This is a genomic window from Arenimonas alkanexedens, from assembly GCF_054781355.1.
In genome coordinates this window covers 294432-314203 of sequence record NZ_BAAGUO010000003.1, presented here as the reverse complement: position 1 = coordinate 314203, position 19772 = coordinate 294432, and the positions used below count along the sequence as shown (strand labels likewise).

Below are 19772 nucleotides of genomic sequence, written 5' to 3'. Positions count from 1 at the left end.
AAGAACGGCCCGCGCGAACGCGGGCGCGCCGTGGCTGGTTCAGAACCGATAGTTCGCGCTGAGCACCAGCGAGCGGGCCTCGCCGGGCGTGGCCCAACCGTTGTTCCGGACCCGAATGAAGTACAGCTTGTCGAACAGGTTGTTGGCGTTGAGCTGCAGCGCCAAGCGATCGTTCACCGTCCACGAAAGCATCGCGCGATGCGTGGTGTAGCTCTTTACGTCCGGGGCATCGGCGACGCGCCCGCCGTCGAAGCCGCCCTGATAGGTAATGCCATAGCCAAGGCTCCAGTCCGGCGCGAACGCGTAGGTGGTCCAGGCGCTGGCGGATTGCTCGGGCGTGTTGATGATCCGATCGCCGCGCGTTGGATCCGGGTTGGCCGGCGAATTGGTGCAGCCACCCAGACCGGGGTTGGCCAGGCAATAGTCCGACACCGACTGCAGCACCTCGCTGTCGAGCAGGGTGGCGTTGGCGAAGATTGACCAACGCTTGGTGATTGCGCCGGCGATGCCCAGCGCCAGTCCATCGACGCGGGCCTGGCCGTCCAGCTGCTGCTCTGAGCTTGGGTTGGCCGGATCGAAGTCGGCGACGCGGTAGTTGCTGCGCTCGTTTCGGAAGACCGCTGCGGTCAAGGCCAGGTGGCCGTCGAAAATCTCCCACTTGGTGCCCAGTTCCAGGTTTCGCGCCCGTTCCGGATCAACATTGCAGCTGGTTTCACTGCAGGATCCGTTGACCGAGGCTTTCGACGGCGTGTTGCTGTTGGAATAGCTCAGGTAGAACGTGCCGTTTTCCGACGGCTTGAAGACCAGCCCGCTGCGCCAAGAGAACAGCGTGTCGTCATTCGCCAGCACCGGCAGCGCGGTCAATGCGCCCAGATCAGTGTTGTCGGCAACCGCATCCGTTGAATAGCGCTTCACGTTCCATGGCGTGCTGTCGCCATCATTGCGCTCGTAGCGCGCGCCCAGGTTCAGGTGCCAGCGCTTGCCGAATCCGATCGTGTCGAAAACGTAGATCGCCTGGTTGTCCAGCCGCCCCGACGACTTGCCGGTACGGAAGTAGTTCACCGGGCCGGTCCAGCGCGAATCGGGCTGGGCCAAATCCATCACCGGCAGGGGCGCCGGGCTACCGTCGGGATTGCGCAGCAGGCTTCCGGATTCGAGCTCGAAGCGCTCGCGAGTGATCGCCAGGCCGACGACCAGGGCATGTTCCACCGCGCCCGTCTGCAGGCGCGCGCTCAGGTCGGTCTGGCTGCTGAACAGGCGATTGTCGGTGGCACGCTGCAGGCCGCGCGGTCCGCTGGGCTGATACGTGCCAGGGCTGGCACAGCTGGCGCCGGTGGCTGGATTTATTCCGTCCTGCAGGCACCAGTTGCCCTGGACAGCGTCGACCACGGTGGTCTGCCCAATGCGCTGGTAGCGCGCGAGGCTGCGCAATCGAACGGTTTCGCTGAAGTCGTGCTCAAACACGGCCGTGAGCGTGTCGTTGGCGATGTCCTGGCGATCGAGATTGCTGTAGCCGTAATAGCCTTCGCGATCGGCGCCGGGCAGCAGACCGCCGTAGAAGGGGAAGTAGGGCACGCCGTACTGCGGCACATTGTCGTCGCGCTGTACCAGCGCACTCAGCGTGAGTCGGGTGTCCGAGGCCAGCGCCAGACCCAGCGAGGGTGCGAAACCCCAACGCTCGAAGGTCTCGATGTCGCGACCCAGCACTTGGTTCTCGTGCGCCATTGCATTCAGGCGCAGCGCCGATTCCTCGCCGACCCGCAGGCTGGTGTCGGCAGTGAGTCGCCGGTAGCCATCGGTGCCGAGCGATGCACTGAAGTCGCTGAAGGTTTCGAGCAAGGCGGCCTTGCTGACCAGATTGATGTTGCCGCCCACCGAGCCTGCGCCGGAATGCACCGAGTTGGCGCCGTTGACCAGCTCCAGCGATTCGAGGTTGAAATTGTCGGTCCGGCTGTACTGGGCGCTATCGCGCACACCGTCCACGGTCAGGTCGGCGTTGGCGCTGAAGCCACGCAGATTGATGCTGTCGCCATAGCCACCGCCGCCTTCGCCCGCGCCGAAGGTGATGCCGGGCAGCGTGCTAAGGATCTCGCGCAGGCTGACCAGCCCCTGCTGGTCCATGGTGGTCTTGTCGACCACGGTGATCGTCTGCGGCGTGTCGAGTAAGGCTTCGGTGTACTTGGGGGAAGACGGCCTGGCGATGCGCTCACCGTTCACGTCTACGCCGTCGAGACGGGTCACGCGATCGCCGCCATCGGGCGCCGGAATCGGCTTTGATTCTGCGGGCGCGGCGAGCGCGCCGGTGGAGGCCAGCAGCGAGGCGATGGCGAAGCAAAGCAGTCGCGGCGCCGGCAGACGGCGGACCGTCGGGGACGAAGAGGTCATAAAAAGGAGCGTCCTGCAGGTTGATTGCTGGCTTGGCCGTTGCGGCTAGCTAATGCGAATGAATCTTATTTGCATTGTTTGCTGAACGCAAGCCAGCCCGTGGCGGAGCGCAAACATCAGCTGCAGGTATCCTTGGGTGGCATGAAAAATACGCACCGCCGCCCCCCGTCGCCACTGCTCACCCTGCTCGCCTGCACCCTGCTGCTGCCCGCCACCGCCGCGGCGCTGGAGCTTCGCGCGGTCGAGGTGAGCGGTCTTGCGGATGAAGAAATGCGCGACAACGTGGACGACGCGCTGTCGCTGCAGCGGCTCAACCCCAACCGCCGCAAGTCGCTCAGTGAAAGCCGGCTGTCCTACCTGCTGCGCCAGGTTCCGCGCGAAACCCGGGAAGCGCTTGAACCTTTTGGTTACTACGACCCGAAGGTGGTAACCGAGTTGGTGCGTGACGGCGACACCGTGACCGTACAGGTGCAGGTGGACGTTGGCGAACCGGTGCGGGTTCGCCAGCGCGACATCGCCATCAGCGGGCCCGCTGGCAACGACAGCGCGCTGATGCGCCGCCTGCAGCGCCTGCGTCCACGCGAAGGCCAGCCCTTCCATCACGGCATCTATGAGGACGGCAAGTCGCAGATCGACGCCACGCTGGCGGCGCGCGGCTATTTCGACGCCGTGCTCGAAACCCATCGGGTCGAAGTCAGCCGCGCTGAACGCAGCGCCGACATCACTTTGGCGTGGCGCAGCGGCGAGCGCCATGTCTTCGGGGACGCGCGCTTCGAGGGCCATCAGTTCCGCGCCGGCCTGCTCGACAACCTGGTGCCCTGGACACCCGGCGAACCTTATTTGCAGACCGACTTGCTGGCGCTGCAGGCTTCTCTTTCGGAACTCGATTATTTCAGCGCCATTGACATCCAGCCCGAGCCCGCCGAGGGCGATGACCTGACGGTACCGGTGAAGGTGTCGTTGGCGCCGGCCAAGCGCAGCGTCTATTCGGCCGGCCTGCGTTTCGGCACCGACACCGGCGCCGGTATCACCGCCGGGCTCGAGCGCCGCTGGGTGAACGACCGCGGCCATAAACTGCGCAGCCAGCTCAGCCTCGCCGAGCGCCGCAACGACGTGACCGTGCAGTACCGCATCCCCGCCTTCGCCTGGCTCGACGGCTGGTACACCTTCGCCGCCAGCGTGCGCGAAGAGCCCTTCGACTTCATCGACAGCGAGCTGGTGGAAGTGGTCGGCAGCCGCAGCGGCCGGATCGGCAACTGGGAGCTGGTGGCGGGGCTGAACTATCGCCGCGAGCGTTTCGACGATTCGATTACCGGCCAGAACCGCAGCTACAGCACCCTGGTCTACCCCTCTATCTGGGCGAAGTGGGGCGACCGCAGCGATGCCCTGTATCCGCGCAGCGCCCAGGCGCTGACGCTTGAGCTGCGCGGCGGCAGCACCGCGCTGGGCTCGGACATTGATTTCCTGCAGGTAAGAGCCAAGACCGGACTGGTACGCAGCTTCGGCCGCCGCAATCGCGTGCTGCTGCGGGCCGAGGCAGGTACCACGGTCAGCGACGAGTTCGCGGCCTTCCCGCCGTCGCTGCGTTTCTTCGCCGGCGGCGATCGCAGCGTGCGCGGCTACGGCTACCAGGAGATCGGCGAGTTCATCCTTGCTCCCGGCGGCGAGCGCTTCGTTTTTGGCGGCAAGCACCTCATGGTGGTCAGCGCCGAGGTCGAGCGGATGTTCAACAGCACCTGGGGCGCGGCGGTGTTCGTGGATGCCGGCGACGCTTTCAACGACTTCAATGACTACGCATGGGAGGTTGGCGCCGGCGTCGGCCTCCGCTGGCGCTCGCCGGTCGGGCCGGTGCGGCTGGACGTCGCCCACGGCTTCGGCGACGCCGCGCAACAGTCGGTGACGCTGCATCTCAACATCGGGCCGGACCTGTGACCGCCGCACCGCGACCCGCGCGCTCCTTCGCCCGACGCTGGACCCGGCGGGTGGGCATCGGCACCGGCCTGCTGGTGCTGGCGGCCGGCGTACTGCTGTACTGGCTGCTGGCCACCGGCGGCGGCCGCGAACAGCTTCTGGGCCGGGTGCTGGGCCTGCTGCCGCCGGATGCCGTGCAGTATTCCAGCGCCGAGGGTACGGTGGCAGGCCCGCTGGTGCTCAACGACTTCGTCTATCGCCAGGACGGCCTGGAGTTTCGCGCTCGCCGCATCCTGCTCGATGCCCGGGTGCTGCCGGTGCTGGGTCGGCGGCTGCAGCTCGACGCGATCGAGCTGGACGCGGCCGAACTGATCCTCGACGCCGGGCCGGACGAGCCCTTCGCGCTGCCCGAATGGCCCGACGTACTGCCGCGCCTGGCCGTGCCCTTGGACCTGCGCGCCACGCGCTTCAAGGTCAACGGTTTCTCGCTCAGGCAGGGCGACAGCGCGCCCTTGGAGCTGGTCCGGGTCGAAGGCAGCGGCCTGCGTCTGGCCGAAGACGGAATTCGTGTCGAGTCGCTGGCGGCCACGCATGCGCGCGGCCGCCTGTCGCTGACTGGCGAATACCTGCCCGCGCGCAACTTCCGCACCGCGCTCAAGGGCAGTCTGGCGCTGGACGCCACCGATTTGCTGCCGGCGGCACGCTTGAGCTTCGACGGCACCGGCGATCTGGACCGCTTCGTGCTCGAAGCCGCGGGTTCGCTGCCCGAACCAGCCGCTATGTCGCTCACGCTGGAAGAAGGCGCCGGTCCGGCGCCCGTATGGCGGCTCGAAGCCAACGCCGCCGGGCTGCAGCCGGGCCTGTTCACGGGCGTCCTGGCCGAGCCCATCGCGCTGCGGCTTGAAGCCGCCGGCCGCGGCGGCGCGGCAACGCTTGAGGGCGAGTTCTCGCAGGGCGACCTGGCGCTGTCGGTGGCGCCCTCGCAACTACTGCTGGAAGCCGGGCGTCTGCGCGCCGACCCGCTGCGGCTGATCCATGAAAGCGGCGAAGTGCTGGTCACTGGCGAGTTGGAGATCGAAGGCTCCTCACCGCGCTTCGACCTGCGGCTGGCCACCGAGCGTCTGCGGCAGCTGCCGGGCACTACCGAAGCCGGCGCCGCACCCGTCGACCTGTCTGGCGTCATCACCGCACGCGGCCGCTTCGAAGCCTGGGACGTCGCCGGCGAACTGAGCCTGGCACGCGAAGGTGAGCAGGCCGCGATTACTTTGGCGGGCAAAGGCGACGAGACTCAGCTGGTGCTCGAAACCCTGCGCGTGCGCACGCCAGGCGGTCGCCTCGACGGCAGCGGTCGCGTGGCGTGGTCGCCTACGCTGTCGCTGGAGCTCGACGCCGCCCTCGCCGCGTTCGACCCTGGCTATTTCCTGGCCGACTACCCCGGTGCCGTGAGCGGCCAACTGATGCTGGACGCCAGCCAAGCCCAGGACGGCGGTTGGCAGGGCCGTGCCGCGCTGGATCAGCTGGCCGGTCAACTGCGTGGCCGAACGCTCGGTGGTCGCGCCCGCGCGGATTGGAATGGCCAGCGCGGTGATCTTGATGCAGCACTTCGGATCGGCGACAGCCAGATCCAAGCCAGCGGCGGTTTCGGCGATCGCTACGACCTGCAGGCGCGCTTCACGCCGCTGCAGCTCGCCGACCTGTTCGCGGGCAGCCGCGGCCGCATCGAAGGTGAGCTCACCCTGCGCGGAACCAGCAGCGCGCCAGACCTAAGCGCCGAGCTTCAAGGCCGCGACCTGGCCTGGGGCGGCGCCAGCGCCGAGACCTTCTCACTGTCCGGCCACCTGCCTGCGCGCGGCGACGCCGGCGATATCCGCCTGCAGGCCAGCGCGTTCGTCATGGCCAACCTGCTTGCCGACACCGTCGAGCTCCGTGCGCGCGGCAGCCAGACCGACCTCGCGCTGGACGCGCGTGCCGCCGGCCCCGATGGTGGGCTCGGCTTCGGTGGCCAACTGAGCCGCCGCGGCAGCGACTGGCGCGCCCGCATCGCCAACCTTGAACTCACCCCCCAACCCGGCCCCCGTCTGACGCTGCAGGGCGGCGCCGACCTGAGCTACGGCCCCGGCGGCCTGCAGCTTGAACGCAGCTGCCTGGTTGCCGAAGCCGGCGGCCGTCTCTGCGCCAGCGCCAGCGGCGATCGCTTCTCGCTGCAGGGCGAGCGCCTGCCACTTGCTCTGGCCCAGCCCTGGCTGCCGCAGGACGACGCCCTGCCGCTGTTCGCCGACGGCCAGCTCGATCTGCAGGCCAGCGGCCAGCGCGGCCGCGACGGCCGCTGGTCCGGCGAGGCCCAGGTCAGCTCCGATCGCGGCAGCCTGCGCCTTAGCCCGCAGGCCTCGCGCGAAGTCTTCGGCTACACCGGTCTGTCGCTGCAGGCCACGCTGGGTGCCGACCAGCTCGAGGCCAGCCTGACGGCCACCCTGGTCGAAGGCGGCAGCGTGTCCGCCAGCCTGCTCAGCGGTCTGGCGCCGGAATCGGCAATGAAAGGCCAGCTCCAGTTCGACGTCCGCGACCTCACCTGGCTGGAGCTGTTCTCACCCGACCTGGCGACGCCCGTCGGCCGCCTGCAGGGTCGCCTGGCCTTGGCCGGCAGCCGCGCCGCACCCGATATTTCCGGCCAGGCCCGCCTGGGTGGTTTCAACGCTGAACTGCCGAGCCTGGGTCTGAAGCTGACGGGCGGCGAGTTCACCCTGGTCGGTGATGTCGACGGCAGCGCCCGTCTGGACGGCAGCCTGCGCTCGGGCGACGGCCTGCTTCGCTTCGACGGCAGCCTCAACTTCCGGGACCGCGAGGCGCCGCTGCAGCTGGTGCTGCAGGGCGAGCGGGTGACCCTGGCGAGCACCGCCGAGTTCTACGTCATCGCCAGCCCCGACCTGACGCTGCGTTTGGTGGATGAAAAACTCGAAGTCCGCGGCCGGCTTGACGTGCCGGAGGCACGCCTGGACCTGGAGGCACTCGATGGCAACGCGACCGTCTCGGACGACGTCGTCGTGCTCGATCCGATCGACGGTCCACGCGAAAGCGCCCTGCCGCTGGATCTGCGGTTCACGGTTGCACTCGGCGACGATGTCCGCCTCAAAGGCTTTGGCCTCGACGGCCGCATGCGCGGCTCGCTCACGCTTCGCGAGCAGCCAGGTCGCCCGGCTACCGCCTCGGGCACGCTCGACGTCAGCGGCAGCTACCGCGCCTACGGCCAAGCGCTGGAAATCCAGCGCGCGCGACTGGGCTTCGCCAACTCGCCCTATGACAACCCGACGCTGGACATCCGCGCCGAGCGGGCTTTCGACCGTGTCACCGTGGGTGTCCAGGTGCGCGGCAGCGCTCGTAGTCCGCAGACCACGGTCACCTCAAACCCCGCCATGGACACCAGCGAGGCGTTGTCCTGGCTGGTCTTCGGCCGTCCACTGGGCAGCACCACCGGCAACGAGAGCCAGCAGCTCAGCGCCGCCGCGTTGGCGCTTGGCGCCGGCGGCAACCTGGTCGCACAGCAGATCGGCGCCCAGTTGGGCCTGGACGAAGCCAGCGTCGCGGACTCGCGCAATCTCGGCGGCGCCACCTTTACGGTCGGGAAGTACGTCTCGCCGCGCCTGTTCCTGAGCTACGGCGTCTCCCTGATCGGCACCGGCCAGGTCGTCACGCTCAAGTACCTGCTCACCCGCGGGTTCGACGTCAGCATCGAATCGGGCAACGAAAGCGCCGCCTCACTGAACTGGCGCCTCGAACGCTAGTCCTCCTGTAGGAGGGCCTTCAGGCCCGAAGCTTCTCGGCGAAAAGCTTCGGGCCTGAAGGCCCTCCTACATAGAAAAAAAGGCCGCCCGGAGGCGGCCTTTTCATTCGCGCATGAAAGCTTTGATCAGAACGTGGTGCGCAGACCCAGACCGAAGCTGTTGCGCTCCTGCTGGTCGTCGCTGAAGCGACCGTTGTAGGACAGGTAGGCGGTGGTGCTGTCGCCGACCAGGAACTGCAGGCCAAGCTCGGCGCTCATCCAATCCTGCGACGGCGTGAAGCCACCGATGGTGAAGCGACCCGGCATCGAGTTGGAGCCGCCGTTGACCTGGATCTGGTCGTCCTCGCTTTCCTGATTGAAAGCGACACGGGCGAAGGGACGAATGCCGACATCATTGTTCGTCATGTTGCCCATCATCTGGTAACCGACGCGGGTGATGAAGGAATCGCGGTCGAACTCAGCGAAGTTCATCGCCGTGGCCATGCCGCTGTCCTCGGCGTAGCCGTCGACCGTTTGCTGGATCCAGCTGGCACCGATGAACGGACCATGCTGCACGCCGTCGGCCGAACCGAACAGCCAGCCCAGGCCGAGCTCCGCGCCGTACTGGCTGGCGTTGGTGCTGCCGGACTCCTCGCGGACCGTCGGGCCCATCTGGATGTAGCGCGTGGTCTCGACGCTGGTGCTGCCGCCGCTGACCGAGCCGCTGACGTAGCCGCCACCGAAGCGCAGCGCGCCGCCGATCGAGCCGATGACCGCGGTGCTGTCGAGGTTGGCGCTGGCCACGTCGTTGTCGTGGTTGCCCAGGGTGATGCCCACGCCCCAGTACGCGTTCTCACTGATGCGGTGGTTGGCGCCAAGCGTCAGCGACATCACGTTGGCTTCGCCGCCCAGGATGTTGGTGCCGGCGTTGTCGTCGAAGTCGTGCTGGCCGTAGTTGACCGTGGCGAAACCGCGGACCGAACCGACTTCGCGGTTGAGCTGGAAGTCCGACATCAGCTCGTCGTTGACGGCACGGCTGTGGTCGGCGGCGGCCTGCAGGCCACCTTCACCGGCGTAGGAGAACTGGATCGGCGCGGCGATGGTGGACAGCACGACGCTGGCCAGGATGCGATGCGCGGCACCGGTCGGGTGCACGCCGTCGGCGAACAGATAGGTGTCGTTGGTGCCCGGCGCATAGGTGAACGGCAGGCCCGAACCACCCGGACCGCAGGCCACCGAGCTCGAGCCGGCGCCACAGGCCTGGCCGGTGACGTTGGTGAAGCCGTACAGGTTGGGATTGGCGGTGATCTCGGCGATCAGGCCGAAGGTGTTGATGGCGATAAGGCCGTCACCCAGCTGGGCCAGGCCGGCGTTGAGCGCCGAGTTGTAAACCACCGTGATCTGCGACACCGAACCGGCGATGGCCGGGTTGGCGCCGAACTGCGGCGTCGCGCCCAGGTTCGGCAGGTTGTAGACGACGATATAGCGCGCGCCGAGCGCCTGCAGGCGGCCGATCTGCTGCACGTAGGCAGTCGCCGCGGCGACCGTATTCGCCTGCGCGGTGGCCGGGTTGCCCAGCGACGCAAAGATGTCGTTGGCGCCGCCCCAGATGCTGAAGAGCGCATTCCGGTCGAGGGTGCCGCCCGTGCTCGCCAGGTACTGGTCGATCTGGAGCGAAACGTTCGGCACCGGGTTCAGGCAGGGACCGACCGGATTGACGCAGGCACCGCCCCAGGCGAAGTTCGTGCCGCCGGCCAGCGAGGCGCCGCCGGGCAGGCCGAAGTGGTCGGCGATGATTTCGGCCGCAACCGGGTCAGGGTTGGTGGTGAAGCTGTTGCCGGGCGGCAGGCTCTGGGCGATGGCAATGTTGCCGGAATCACTGAGGCTGTCGCCGAAGACGATGAAACCGGTGAACTGCTGCGCCTGGGCGGCGCCGGCGCAACCGAGCGCAAGCGCTACGGCGCCGGCCAAACGATGGAAACGGGGCATGGGGAAACTCCTGTCGGACTGAGTGAATTACGTGATCACGTGCCCAGGGTCTCCTTAGGTGCCGCCCGGCGCACGCGCCGAACGCACTCCCTCCCCTTGAGCCGTTACCTTCACCCCCGGCGAACCGAAGGCATGTCGGCACCTTAATCCAAAGCCTGAATCCGTACCACTAGGTATAGTCGTTCAGGGTTGGACCCGGGCGCCGCGAAGCTGCGGCTGGCCATCCACCACATCGGTCCAGACCAACCAGGCGTCGCCGGCACGCAGCTGCAGACGCGGTACGCCGGTGGCGCGGCCCCGGCCGGCCAGCTGTGCCACCTGGACCCGGAAATGCTCCGCATCGAGCGCCGGGCTGAAGCGGGCCAGCCACAGCGACTGGACGCCGTCCGCTTCCTGCAGCCAACTCATCCAGACGCCCTGCGCGTCGGTCGCAAGGTCCACGCGGCCCAGCAGCACGTCGCCTGCGGCCACCTCACGCAGGTCACCGAAGCTGTCGCCGCCGTTGCCCGAGCGCGCGATGCGCACCGAAGGCGCCGCCCCGGCACCGGTGTACCAGGCCACCCAGGCTTGGGCGCCGCGTGCGGCGATGGCCGGGCCGTTCACCGGGCAGCCCGGCATCACCCACTGATCGGCGTTCACCCGTACCGGAGGCGTCCAGCCGCGGCCGTCGAAGCGGGTGACGTGGATGTCGCGGACTTCCGCCTCGCTTCGGTCGCGATAAACCAGCAGCACCCCGCCCTCGCTGATCGCGCTGTCGGTGGGGCAGCAGTCGCAGGTCATGGCATCGATTTCGACGTCGGCCAGCTTTTCACCGCTGGCCCCGAAGCGCGCGGCGCGCAGCGTCATCGCGCCGCCGGGGTTGGCGTGGTCGTCGTGGTTGTCGTGGCCGCCCGCCCCGGCGGTCCTGCGGCCATCGAGCCAGGCGATACCCAGCTGGCCAGAGGACTGCGGCCAGAGGGTCGCGAAACCATGCTCGGTCGGCGTGCCGTCGTCGTGCACGGCACCGAGCGGGCGCCAGGCGCGGCCACCGTCGCGCGACACCTGCAGGCGCACGTCATAGGCGTAGGTCGCCTCCCCGTTCTTGACCAGGGTATGGGCCCAGAGGCTGCCGTCGGGCAGCGCCTGCAGGGCCGGCACGTCGGCCCAGTTCACGAACCAGTCCTCGCCTTCTGCAATCGTGCCTGCCCGGGTCCAGGCGTCGGGGCCGGTGCTGCGCGCGAAGCGCAGGCGATGGCCACCGCCATCGCGTCGCTCGATCCAACTCAGCAGCAAGTCGCCGCCGGGCGCTGGCGAGAGATGCGGCTGGGAGGCCCCGGCGGGTGCCGGTAGCGACCAGTTCGAGACCGTGGCCGCAGCCGAAAACCCGGGGATGAACAACAGTGCCAAGAGTGCTTTCATGCCGGCAATCTAGAGAACCGGGCACGAGCTGTCATCCGCCGGCCGGCGGCTCGGTGTCCTCGGGCTCGGGATCCTTGGGCGCATGCAGTAGGTGCAAGGCCCGCAGTTGGGACGTGAATCGTCGCGCTTCCCACCCCAGCAGGCGCCAGCCCAGATCCAGCACCACTGCAAACAACAGACCGCCGACCAGGCCGCCCAGCACCAGCGCATTGACCCGGGTACCAAGCGCGCCGACACCGACGCCATAGCCGGTCAGCCCGATCAACCATTGCCCCAAGGCGTGGGTGGCGAGGTAGATCGGTCCGAGCGTCAGCGGGTTGGTAACCATCTGCAGCGCAACCATCACGGTGAGGTTGCCGCGCACCAGGATCGCCAGCGCCAGCCCGATGGCCACCTGCAGGCCGTACACCGGCATCATCGCCAGCACCGCGCCGACGTAGAGCGAGGGCAGCACGTGCGCCCGCTTGAATGACCAGAGATAGGGGCGCTTGCGCGCCGCCACGGCAAACCACTTGATGATGGGATAGCGGGCGACGTTGGCGCGTCTTGGCAGCGGCCGCAGCCAGCGACGCAGACGCCGGCGCCGGGCCAGCCACTGCCGGTGCAGCGGGTGCGATCGGACCGGCATCGCGGATCAGGCCACGCGCCGGCCGCGGCGCTTGGCCAGGCAGACCAGCAACAGCGAGATGGCCGCCGGCGTCATGCCGGGAATGCGCTGGGCCTGGCCAATGGTTTCCGGACGCACGCCGGCCAGCTTGGCCTGCAGCTCGGACGACAGGCCGGAAATGCCGACGTAATCGAAGTCGTCCGGCAGGCGCGTGTCTTCGCTGCGCCGGCTGCGCGCGATGTCATCGTGCTGGCGCTCAAGATAGCCGGCGTACTTCACGCCGATCTCGACCTGTTCGGCCACCGCAGCGTCCTCGACGCCCGGGGCCAATGCGGGCAAGGCGGCGATCGTGGCATAGCCCAACTCCGGGCGCTTGATCAGGTCCAGGGCCGTGCATTCGCGGCTGAGGCTGATGCCGGTGGCCGCCTCGAGCTCGCGGGCCAGGGCGCCACCCGGCGTGGCCCACACCGCCTGCAGGCGCGCGCGCTCACGTTCGACCGCCTCTGTCTTGCGGGAGAACGCGGCCCAGCGCGCGTCGTCCACCAGCCCCAGCTCACGACCGATCGGGGTCAGCCGGGCATCGGCATTGTCCTCGCGCAGCTGCAGCCGGTATTCGGCGCGGCTGGTGAACATGCGATACGGCTCGGTGGTGCCATGCGTCACCAGGTCGTCCACCAGCACGCCCAGGTAGGCCTGGTCGCGACGCGGCGACCAGGCCTCGCGGCCCTGCACACGGCGCGCGGCATTGACGCCGGCCAGCAGGCCCTGGGCCGCCGCCTCCTCGTAGCCGGTGGTGCCGTTGATCTGTCCGGCGAAGAAAAGACCTTCCACCCGCTTGGTCTCCAGCGAGGCCTTCAGCCCGCGCGGATCGAAGTAGTCGTACTCGATGGCGTAACCCGGCCGGGTGATGTGAGCGTTCTCGAAGCCCTTGATCGAACGCACCAGCTCGAGCTGCACTTCGTAGGGCAGCGAGGTGGAGATGCCGTTGGGATAGACCTCGTGGGTGTCGAGGCCTTCGGGCTCGACGAAGACCTGGTGTGAGGCCTTGTCGGCAAAGCGCACCACTTTGTCTTCGATGCTGGGGCAGTAGCGCGGCCCGACGCCTTCGATCACGCCGGCATACATCGGCGAGCGATCCAGCCCGGCCCGGATGATCTCGTGCGTGCGTTCGCTGGTATGCGTGATCCAGCAGCTGAGCTGGCGCGGGTGGTCGGCGGCGCTGCCCAGGAAAGAAAACACCGGTACCGGGGTATCGCCCGGCTGCTCGACCAGGCCGGCGTAGTCGATGCTTCGGCCATCGATGCGCGGCGGCGTGCCCGTCTTGAGCCGGTCCACGGCGAACTCACGCTCACGCAGGCGCTGGGCCAAGGTGGTCGCGGGCGGATCGCCGGCGCGGCCGCCGGGGTAGTTCACCATGCCCACGTGGATGCGACCGGCCAGGAAGGTGCCGGCGGTGAGCACCACCGCGGGCGCGTCGAAGCGAAGGCCGCCTTGGGTCATGACGCCGGCGATGCGGTCGCCGTCGATCACCAGATCGTCCACCGCCTGTTGGAAAAGCGACAGGTTCGGCTGGTTCTCGACGATGCGCCGGATCGCCTGGCGGTACAGAACCCGATCGGCCTGGGCGCGCGTGGCGCGCACCGCCGGGCCCTTGCTGGCATTGAGCGTGCGCCACTGGATACCGGCGAGATCGGCGGCGCGGGCCATGGCACCGCCCATCGCATCAATCTCGCGGACCAGATGACCTTTGCCGATCCCGCCGATGGCCGGGTTGCAGCTCATCTGGCCGACGGTTTCCAGACTGTGGGTCAGCAGCAGGGTTCTGGCGCCCGCGCGCGCCGAGGCCAACGCGGCTTCGGTGCCCGCATGTCCTGCGCCGATCACGATGACGTCGTAGCTTTGCATCCACTCAATCCGGAGAGGGTTGCGGGCTGGCCCGCAGGGGGCGCGAATTATCCCGCGCGCGGCCTCGGCCTGCACGGCTGGCCTTGGCACGCTTCATGCTTTATTCCAGAGGCACCTGCCGCGGCCAACGCCGGGGGGCGTTGACCAGACTGAACAGGGGCTGGTCAGGCGCGCGACAGGGATGCCAGGGTCGGAAACTCCCGGGGGGGAGTTTCCGGCCCTTTTTTTGTCCGTTCCCAAAGAAGGGCGCGTATTCGCAGCCCTGTAAAGATAAAGTCGGCGCCCGGCGGGTCTTGGAACAGGGGGAATCCAGGGGACCTGGTGCCGGGCGCCGAGCAAGCGATGCGGGGGCAATCGCGAGCGTCAGGAAGTGACGCTCTGGGTCAGTCAGCGGCCACAGGATGCGCTGCCCGAACGGTGGGTGCAACGCTATCCGGGGCAGAACGCTTAATCTTCGACTTCGCGACCTCGGTTTTGTGACGAACCTCTCGTTTCTTCAGGCGCCGCCCGCTCGCGCGGCGGTGGCGACGGTCGGCTTTGCGGCGGCGGCGGCGCGGGCCGGCTGGCCGGCGGCGGTGCCGGACGATAGGCCTCGCGCGGCGCTGTCTGCGGCTCGGTGCGCGGCGCCGGACGATACGCGTCGCGCGGCGCTGTCCGCGGTTCGGTGCGCGGCGCCGGCCGGGGGCCCACCGGGCCCGCGCGCGGCGGGCCGGGTTCGGCACGGTCCGGCTGCGGCCGCTCAAAGCGACGGTAGTCAGGCGGGTTGCGCGGGGTGTCGCGGAAGTCTGGGCGCGGCTGGGTGCGCGGCAGCGGTTCGGACTCGACCGGCTGCGGGCGCCCGATGCGGCCATAGTCCGGCCTCTTTCGCGGCGTGTCCCGGAAGTCCGGGCGCGGCAGCGGCTGCACCCTCCCCTCCTCGACGTCGCGGGCAGGCGGGCGGCCGCCGAGATTCCCGGGGCGTCCTTCGGGGTCCGTGATTACTGGCCGGCCGATGCGATTGCGCTCGAAGTCCGGGCGGGGCATGGGCGTAGGCCGCACCGTGCGCGGGTCCCCGTCCACCCCCGTGCCGTCAAGCGGCGGACCCGGAGGCGGGCGATTGCCGGGCCGGCCGTCATGGCCGGGACGCGGCCGCGGATAGTGCGGACGGTAGTAGCCCGGGTTGTGCCAGGACGAGCCATAGCCGTCGTACCAGCCCCAGCGTCCATAGCTCCAGTGGCTGCCGAAACTCAGGCTCCAGCCCGAATAAGGACGCCGGTAGTACCGGTCCCAATAGGGCGAGCAGCTGTGCCAGGCGCCGCAGGCGTAGCGATCCAGCGTCCAGAACGGAAGATAGCCGTAGAGGAAGGGGTCGTCGTAGCGGTCATAGCCGTAGTAACGGTCGTCGGGCGCTTCGTAGTAATCGCCGTAGCCGTCGTCGGCCGGATAGTAGTAGCCGCCGTCCTGATAGTAGCGGTCGCGTGCCGGGTAGTACTCGCCGTAGCTGACACAGCCGGTGAGCCCGACCAGCAGGAAGGCGACGAACAGGACGATGCGATGCGACATACGGTGTTCCCCCCGGAATGGCGGCCAGTCTCGGCGCCAGGCGGTGAATCCGTGCTTAACCCTTCCCGCGCGCGACCGCATACTGCGCTTCGACGCCTTCAAGCCAACGGAAGCCCACGCTTATGTCGCTGCACCAGGCTTCGGGACGATGGCGGCGGGGATTGTTGCTGGCCTTGGTGACGGCGGCCTGCTGGGCGACGCTGCCGGTAGCGCTGAAGGTGACGCTGGAGCAGGTCGACCCCTACACCCTGACCTGGTTCCGCTTCCTGCTGGCGGCGGTGCTGATGTTCGCGTGGCTGGCGGGCCGGCGCGGCCTCGGCGGTTTCGCCACGCTCGACCGCAAGCGTTGGCTGCTGCTGTTGGGCGCCGCGCTGCTGCTGATCGGCAACTATGTTTTCTATCTGCTGGGCGTGCAGCAAACCTCACCCGCCAACGCGCAGCTGCTGATCCAGCTGGCGCCGCTGTTGATGGCGCTGGGCGGCATCTTCGTATTCCGCGAACGCTTCAACGGCTGGCAGTGGCTGGGCCTGGCCACGATTGTCGGAGGGCTCGGGCTGTTTTTCCGCGACCAGCTCGACGGCGGTGCCGGCGGCTATCTGTTCGGTTCGGGATTGGTGGTCCTGGCCGCCATCGTCTGGGCGGGTTACGCACTGCTGCAGAAACAACTGCTGCTTCGGCTGTCGTCACCGGCAATGTTGCTCTTCATTTATGTCGTGGCCAGCCTGGTGCTGCTGCCGCTGGCGCGGCCCGCGACGCTACTGCAGCTCGACGGGCTGCACTGGACCTTGCTGCTTTACTGCACGCTCAACACGCTGGTGGCCTACGGTGCCTTCGCCGAAGCGCTGGCGCACTGGGAAGCCTCGCGGGTGTCGGCAATCCTGGCGACCACGCCCCTGCTTTGTTTGGCAGCGGTAGCCGCAACGCAGGCGCTGTGGCCGGGCAGCCTGGCGCCTGAGCAAATCGGACCGGCCGGCTATGCCGGCGCGGTCCTGGTGGTGGTCGGCTCCAGCCTCGCCAGCCTGCTGGGCCAACGGCCCGGGCGCTAAGGCCCGGGCCGGGTCGCATCAGCGACCGGGGACGCGGCAGCAGCGCGAATAGGCCGTCGCGTTGACTTCGGTGGCACCTTCGTTGCTGTAGGCGCAGAAGTGGTCGCCAACCCGCGTCCGGGTGGTGATCAGTTGAGCGTTGGCCGACGAGGCGGAGCAGCTGCCAGCCAGGAGGGTGTAGCCGGCACCGCAGGCCGGCGACGAAAGCGTCCCGAGGGAATTGGCGGAGATGGTGGTGCCCGCGCTCACCGTCTCGACGCAGTCAAGCGCCGTCGCGCGCGGCGCGGCGAAGTAGCCGACCACGTCGCCCACCAGATGCGTCTGCGCGAAGCTGTAGACGCTGAGCTCCGAGATTGAGTTGGTCTGGTCAAGCTTGACAATGACTTCGTTGCCGACGATATCGCCGGCGACGTAGTTCAGGCTCGACGCCAGCGGCTGCGGCTCGGAGAAGGGGAAGGCCGTGATGTAGCCAGCTATGTTCGGGGTGACCACGGTGAGGTTGATGACCGCCGCGGCGAACGAGCCCTGGTTGCCAATATTGCAGTTGGACGCATCACCGCCCTGGCTGGTGTACGAGCTAACGGCGTTGATGTCGAAGTTGCGCACCGTATTGGCCGCGATTACACCGCCGGCAAGGCGGGTATCAAACAAACGGCAGGGCGTTACCGGCACGAACACCAGGTCTTCCGCCGCGTCACCCAGCGCCTGGGTTCCATCCCGTGGCTTCAAGCCCAGGATATGGCTGTTCATTTCTTCGAAGTCGGTCGCGCTGGCAGCGGCGCGCAGTTCCTCCATCGAGGCTTCGGCGAAGGCCGGCGCCATTTCGACCGACCAGGCGTCCACGCCGATAGGATAGGTCTTGTTAACGTAGCCAGACCACTTGGTCACGATCTGCTGCGCCATGTCTTCGCGGGTCAGTTCGTTCGCCGCACCGGCCGTGGCCGCCAGGGCCGCCGCCATACCGGCCATCAGGGCCATCTGCTTGATTTTCATGTTCGTTCCTCGCTTTGGTGTTGAAAGGGCCGGAAATTGGCCGGTAGTGGGCAACCTCGGCTTCTACATACAACGCACATAGCCGCCCAAACAGGCCGCCCGCCCTAAAACCGGCTCGGATGACGGGCGGGAACGTTCGCCGAGGGGGCCTCAACGCCGCCTATGTCGCACGCATCAGTGAGCCCAAGGGCCCTTTGTCCACCGGTGGAAACGCCGGCATACGCCCCACTGTCTGGCCCGACCCCCTCAGCGGCCGGGTACCCGGCAGCAGCGCGCGTAGGCAAAAGCCTGCATCGAAACGGTGCCCAGGTTGCGATACGTGCAGAAATGATCTGTGGCCCGTGTCCGAGTGGTGATCAGCCGACCGTCGCCGAACGCGCCGTTGCAGCTGCCGCTGACGAGCGAATAGCCGGCATCGCAGGCACCCGAACTGATCCCCAGCCAAGCCCCGGGCGCGATGTTGGCGGCTGCGCTGGCTTTGTCGACGCACTGCAGTGGGGTTGCCTGCGGCGCCCTGAAGTAGCCGACGATGTCTCCCACGACGTCGCTCTGAGCGTAGCTGAAGACACTCAGCTCCAAGGGAATGTCCTGGTTGAGTTTGACGATGACTTCATTGCCGACGATGTCGCCGGCGGAATAGTTCAAGCTCGAAGCCAAGGGAATGCCTTCATTGGCTGGGAAAGCCGTCAAATAACCATCGGCCGCCGGATTGACCGCAGTAATATTGATGACCGCCGCCGCGAATTCACCCTGATTTCCAACCCCGCAGTCGTTGTCGGCGCCGCCTTGGCTTGCGTACGACGAGACCGAGGTGACTTCGAACCTTCGCAGCGAATTGGGCGGGATAGGCCAGGCGTAGGTTTGACCGCCGAAAATCGGGTAAACCCGAGTGTCGAACAGGCGGCAGGGCGTCACCGGCACGAATACCAGGTCTGCGGCCACGTCACCCAGCGCGTCGAGCCCCGCCCGCGGCTTGGCACCCAGAAGTGGGCTGTTCACATCGTTGACGTCGACCTCGCCGGCGGCGGCGGCCGTGGCCGCCAGGGCCACCGCCATACCGGCGGCTCGGGCCATCTGCTTGATCTTCATGTGGGTTCCTCGTTGGGGCGTTGAGTAGGGCCGGAGCGCGCCTGTTGGCGGGCTAGCTCCGATTCCAGACAAGAATCGGCGTTTCGATTGCCTTCAGAGGCCTGGTACCCGACAGCAGCGCGAATAGGCGGTGGCGGTAATCGTGCCGGTACTCATGTTCTTGTAGGTGCACGTGTGATTCGAGGGCAGCGCCTGGGAGCCGATCACGCGACCGCCTGAGGACTGCGTGGCGCAGCCGCCACCTACGCTCGTGTAGCCAGCGCGGCAGGCACCGCCAGTAAACCCCCTAGTCTCGCCGGCCAGGATGTCTACGGGCCTCCCGCTCGCTTCCACGCAGTCAATCTCGGTAGCGCGCGGCGCGGCGAAATAGCCCACGACGTCGCCCACCAGATGCGTCTGCGCGAAGCTGTAGACGCTGAGCTCCGAGGTTGAGTTGGTCTGGTCAAGCTTGACGATGACTTCATTGCCGACGATATCGCCAGCGACGTAGTTCAGGCTCGACGCCAGCGGCTGCGGCTCGGAGAAGGGGAAGGCCGTGATGAAGCCAGCTATGTTCGGGGTGACCACGGTGAGGTTGATGACCGCGGCGGCGAAGGCCCCCTGGTTGCCAATGTTGCAGTTGCTGGCATCACCGCCCTGGCTGGTGTACGAGGCAATAGCGTTGATGTCGAAGTTGCGCACCGTATTGGCCAGGATTACACCGCCGGCCAGGCGGGTATCAAACAAACGGCAGGGCGTTACCGGCACGAACACCAGGTCGGCCGCCGCGTCTCCCAGCGCCTGGGTCGCGTCCCGCGGCTTGAGGCCCAGCAGGTGGCTATTCATGTCTTCGAAGTCGGTTGCCCCGGCGGCCGCGCGTAGCTCCTCCATCGAAGCCTCGGCGAAAGCCGGCGCCATTTCGACCGACCAGGCGTCCACGCCGATCGGGAATGTCTTGTCGACGTAGCCGGACCACTGGGTCACGATCTGCTGCGCGATGTCTTCGCGGGTCAGTTCGCTGGCCGCTCCGGCCGTGGCCGCCAGCGCCGCGGCCATGCCGGCCACCAGGACCATCTGCTTGATCTTCATGCGGGTTCCTCGCGAGGTTCTTGCCAAGAGAAAGAGTTCTTTCCCCTGCACCCACGCAAGAACCCGCCCAACACCGCCACGC

12 protein-coding genes are annotated in these 19772 nt (G+C 67.7%); 3 read left to right on the top strand and 9 right to left on the bottom strand.

Translation table 11 applies throughout. From position 1 onward, the window contains the following. Positions 1-39 precede the first annotated feature (39 nt). Positions 40-2385, bottom strand: a complete 2346-nt coding sequence (locus ACYVGY_RS09430) for a TonB-dependent receptor (RefSeq protein ID WP_460457234.1) — start codon at positions 2383-2385, stop codon at positions 40-42. Between the two features lie 141 nt (positions 2386-2526). On the opposite strand from ACYVGY_RS09430, the gene ACYVGY_RS09425 reads away from it, so the two are divergent. Both ACYVGY_RS09425 and ACYVGY_RS09420 read left to right on the top strand, forming a co-directional pair. Further along, a complete protein-coding gene (locus ACYVGY_RS09425) occupies positions 2527-4317 on the top strand; it encodes an autotransporter assembly complex protein TamA (protein WP_460457233.1) in 1791 nt (596 codons plus the stop codon). 50 nt (positions 4318-4367) lie between these two features. Further along, positions 4368-8075 carry a translocation/assembly module TamB domain-containing protein gene (locus ACYVGY_RS09420; protein WP_460457232.1) on the top strand — a complete coding sequence of 1236 codons (3708 nt, stop codon included), beginning with the start codon at positions 4368-4370 and terminating at the stop codon, positions 8073-8075. 125 nt (positions 8076-8200) lie between these two features. On the opposite strand, the gene ACYVGY_RS09415 is transcribed toward ACYVGY_RS09420, so the two are convergent. The 5 genes from ACYVGY_RS09415 to ACYVGY_RS09395 form a co-directional block, all read right to left on the bottom strand. After that, on the bottom strand, positions 8201-10042 hold the full coding sequence (locus ACYVGY_RS09415; RefSeq protein WP_460457231.1) for an autotransporter domain-containing protein: 1842 nt from the start codon (positions 10040-10042) through the stop codon (positions 8201-8203). Positions 10043-10225: 183 nt separating this feature from the next. Beyond that, positions 10226-11440 (bottom strand): hypothetical protein, encoded by a 1215-nt coding sequence (locus tag ACYVGY_RS09410; RefSeq protein ID WP_460457230.1) that lies wholly within the window; start codon positions 11438-11440, stop codon positions 10226-10228. Between the two features lie 31 nt (positions 11441-11471). Beyond that, positions 11472-12068, bottom strand: coding sequence for a DUF2062 domain-containing protein (locus tag ACYVGY_RS09405; protein ID WP_460457229.1), 597 nt, complete (start codon positions 12066-12068; stop codon positions 11472-11474). A 6-nt stretch (positions 12069-12074) separates the two neighbouring features. After that, positions 12075-13952 (bottom strand): tRNA uridine-5-carboxymethylaminomethyl(34) synthesis enzyme MnmG, encoded by a 1878-nt coding sequence (gene mnmG, locus ACYVGY_RS09400; protein ID WP_460457228.1) that lies wholly within the window; start codon positions 13950-13952, stop codon positions 12075-12077. 447 nt (positions 13953-14399) lie between these two features. Beyond that, entirely contained in the window at positions 14400-15494 is a 1095-nt protein-coding gene (locus ACYVGY_RS09395) for a hypothetical protein (RefSeq protein ID WP_460457227.1), read from the bottom strand. A gap of 122 nt (positions 15495-15616) precedes the next feature. Between ACYVGY_RS09395 and ACYVGY_RS09390 the strand changes: the two genes are divergently transcribed. Beyond that, positions 15617-16540, top strand: a complete 924-nt coding sequence (locus ACYVGY_RS09390) for a DMT family transporter (protein ID WP_460457226.1) — start codon at positions 15617-15619, stop codon at positions 16538-16540. An 18-nt stretch (positions 16541-16558) separates the two neighbouring features. Here ACYVGY_RS09390 and ACYVGY_RS09385 read toward each other — a convergent pair whose 3' ends face one another. The 3 genes from ACYVGY_RS09385 to ACYVGY_RS09375 all read right to left on the bottom strand — a co-directional run bounded on the left by ACYVGY_RS09385 (position 16559) and on the right by ACYVGY_RS09375 (position 19690). Continuing rightward, positions 16559-17533, bottom strand: coding sequence for a hypothetical protein (locus tag ACYVGY_RS09385; protein WP_460457225.1), 975 nt, complete (start codon positions 17531-17533; stop codon positions 16559-16561). Positions 17534-17779: 246 nt separating this feature from the next. Next, a complete protein-coding gene (locus ACYVGY_RS09380; RefSeq protein ID WP_460457224.1) occupies positions 17780-18622 on the bottom strand; it encodes a hypothetical protein in 843 nt (280 codons plus the stop codon). Between the two features lie 93 nt (positions 18623-18715). Then, positions 18716-19690, bottom strand: a complete 975-nt coding sequence (locus ACYVGY_RS09375) for a hypothetical protein (protein WP_460457223.1) — start codon at positions 19688-19690, stop codon at positions 18716-18718. Positions 19691-19772: the final 82 nt, after the last annotated feature.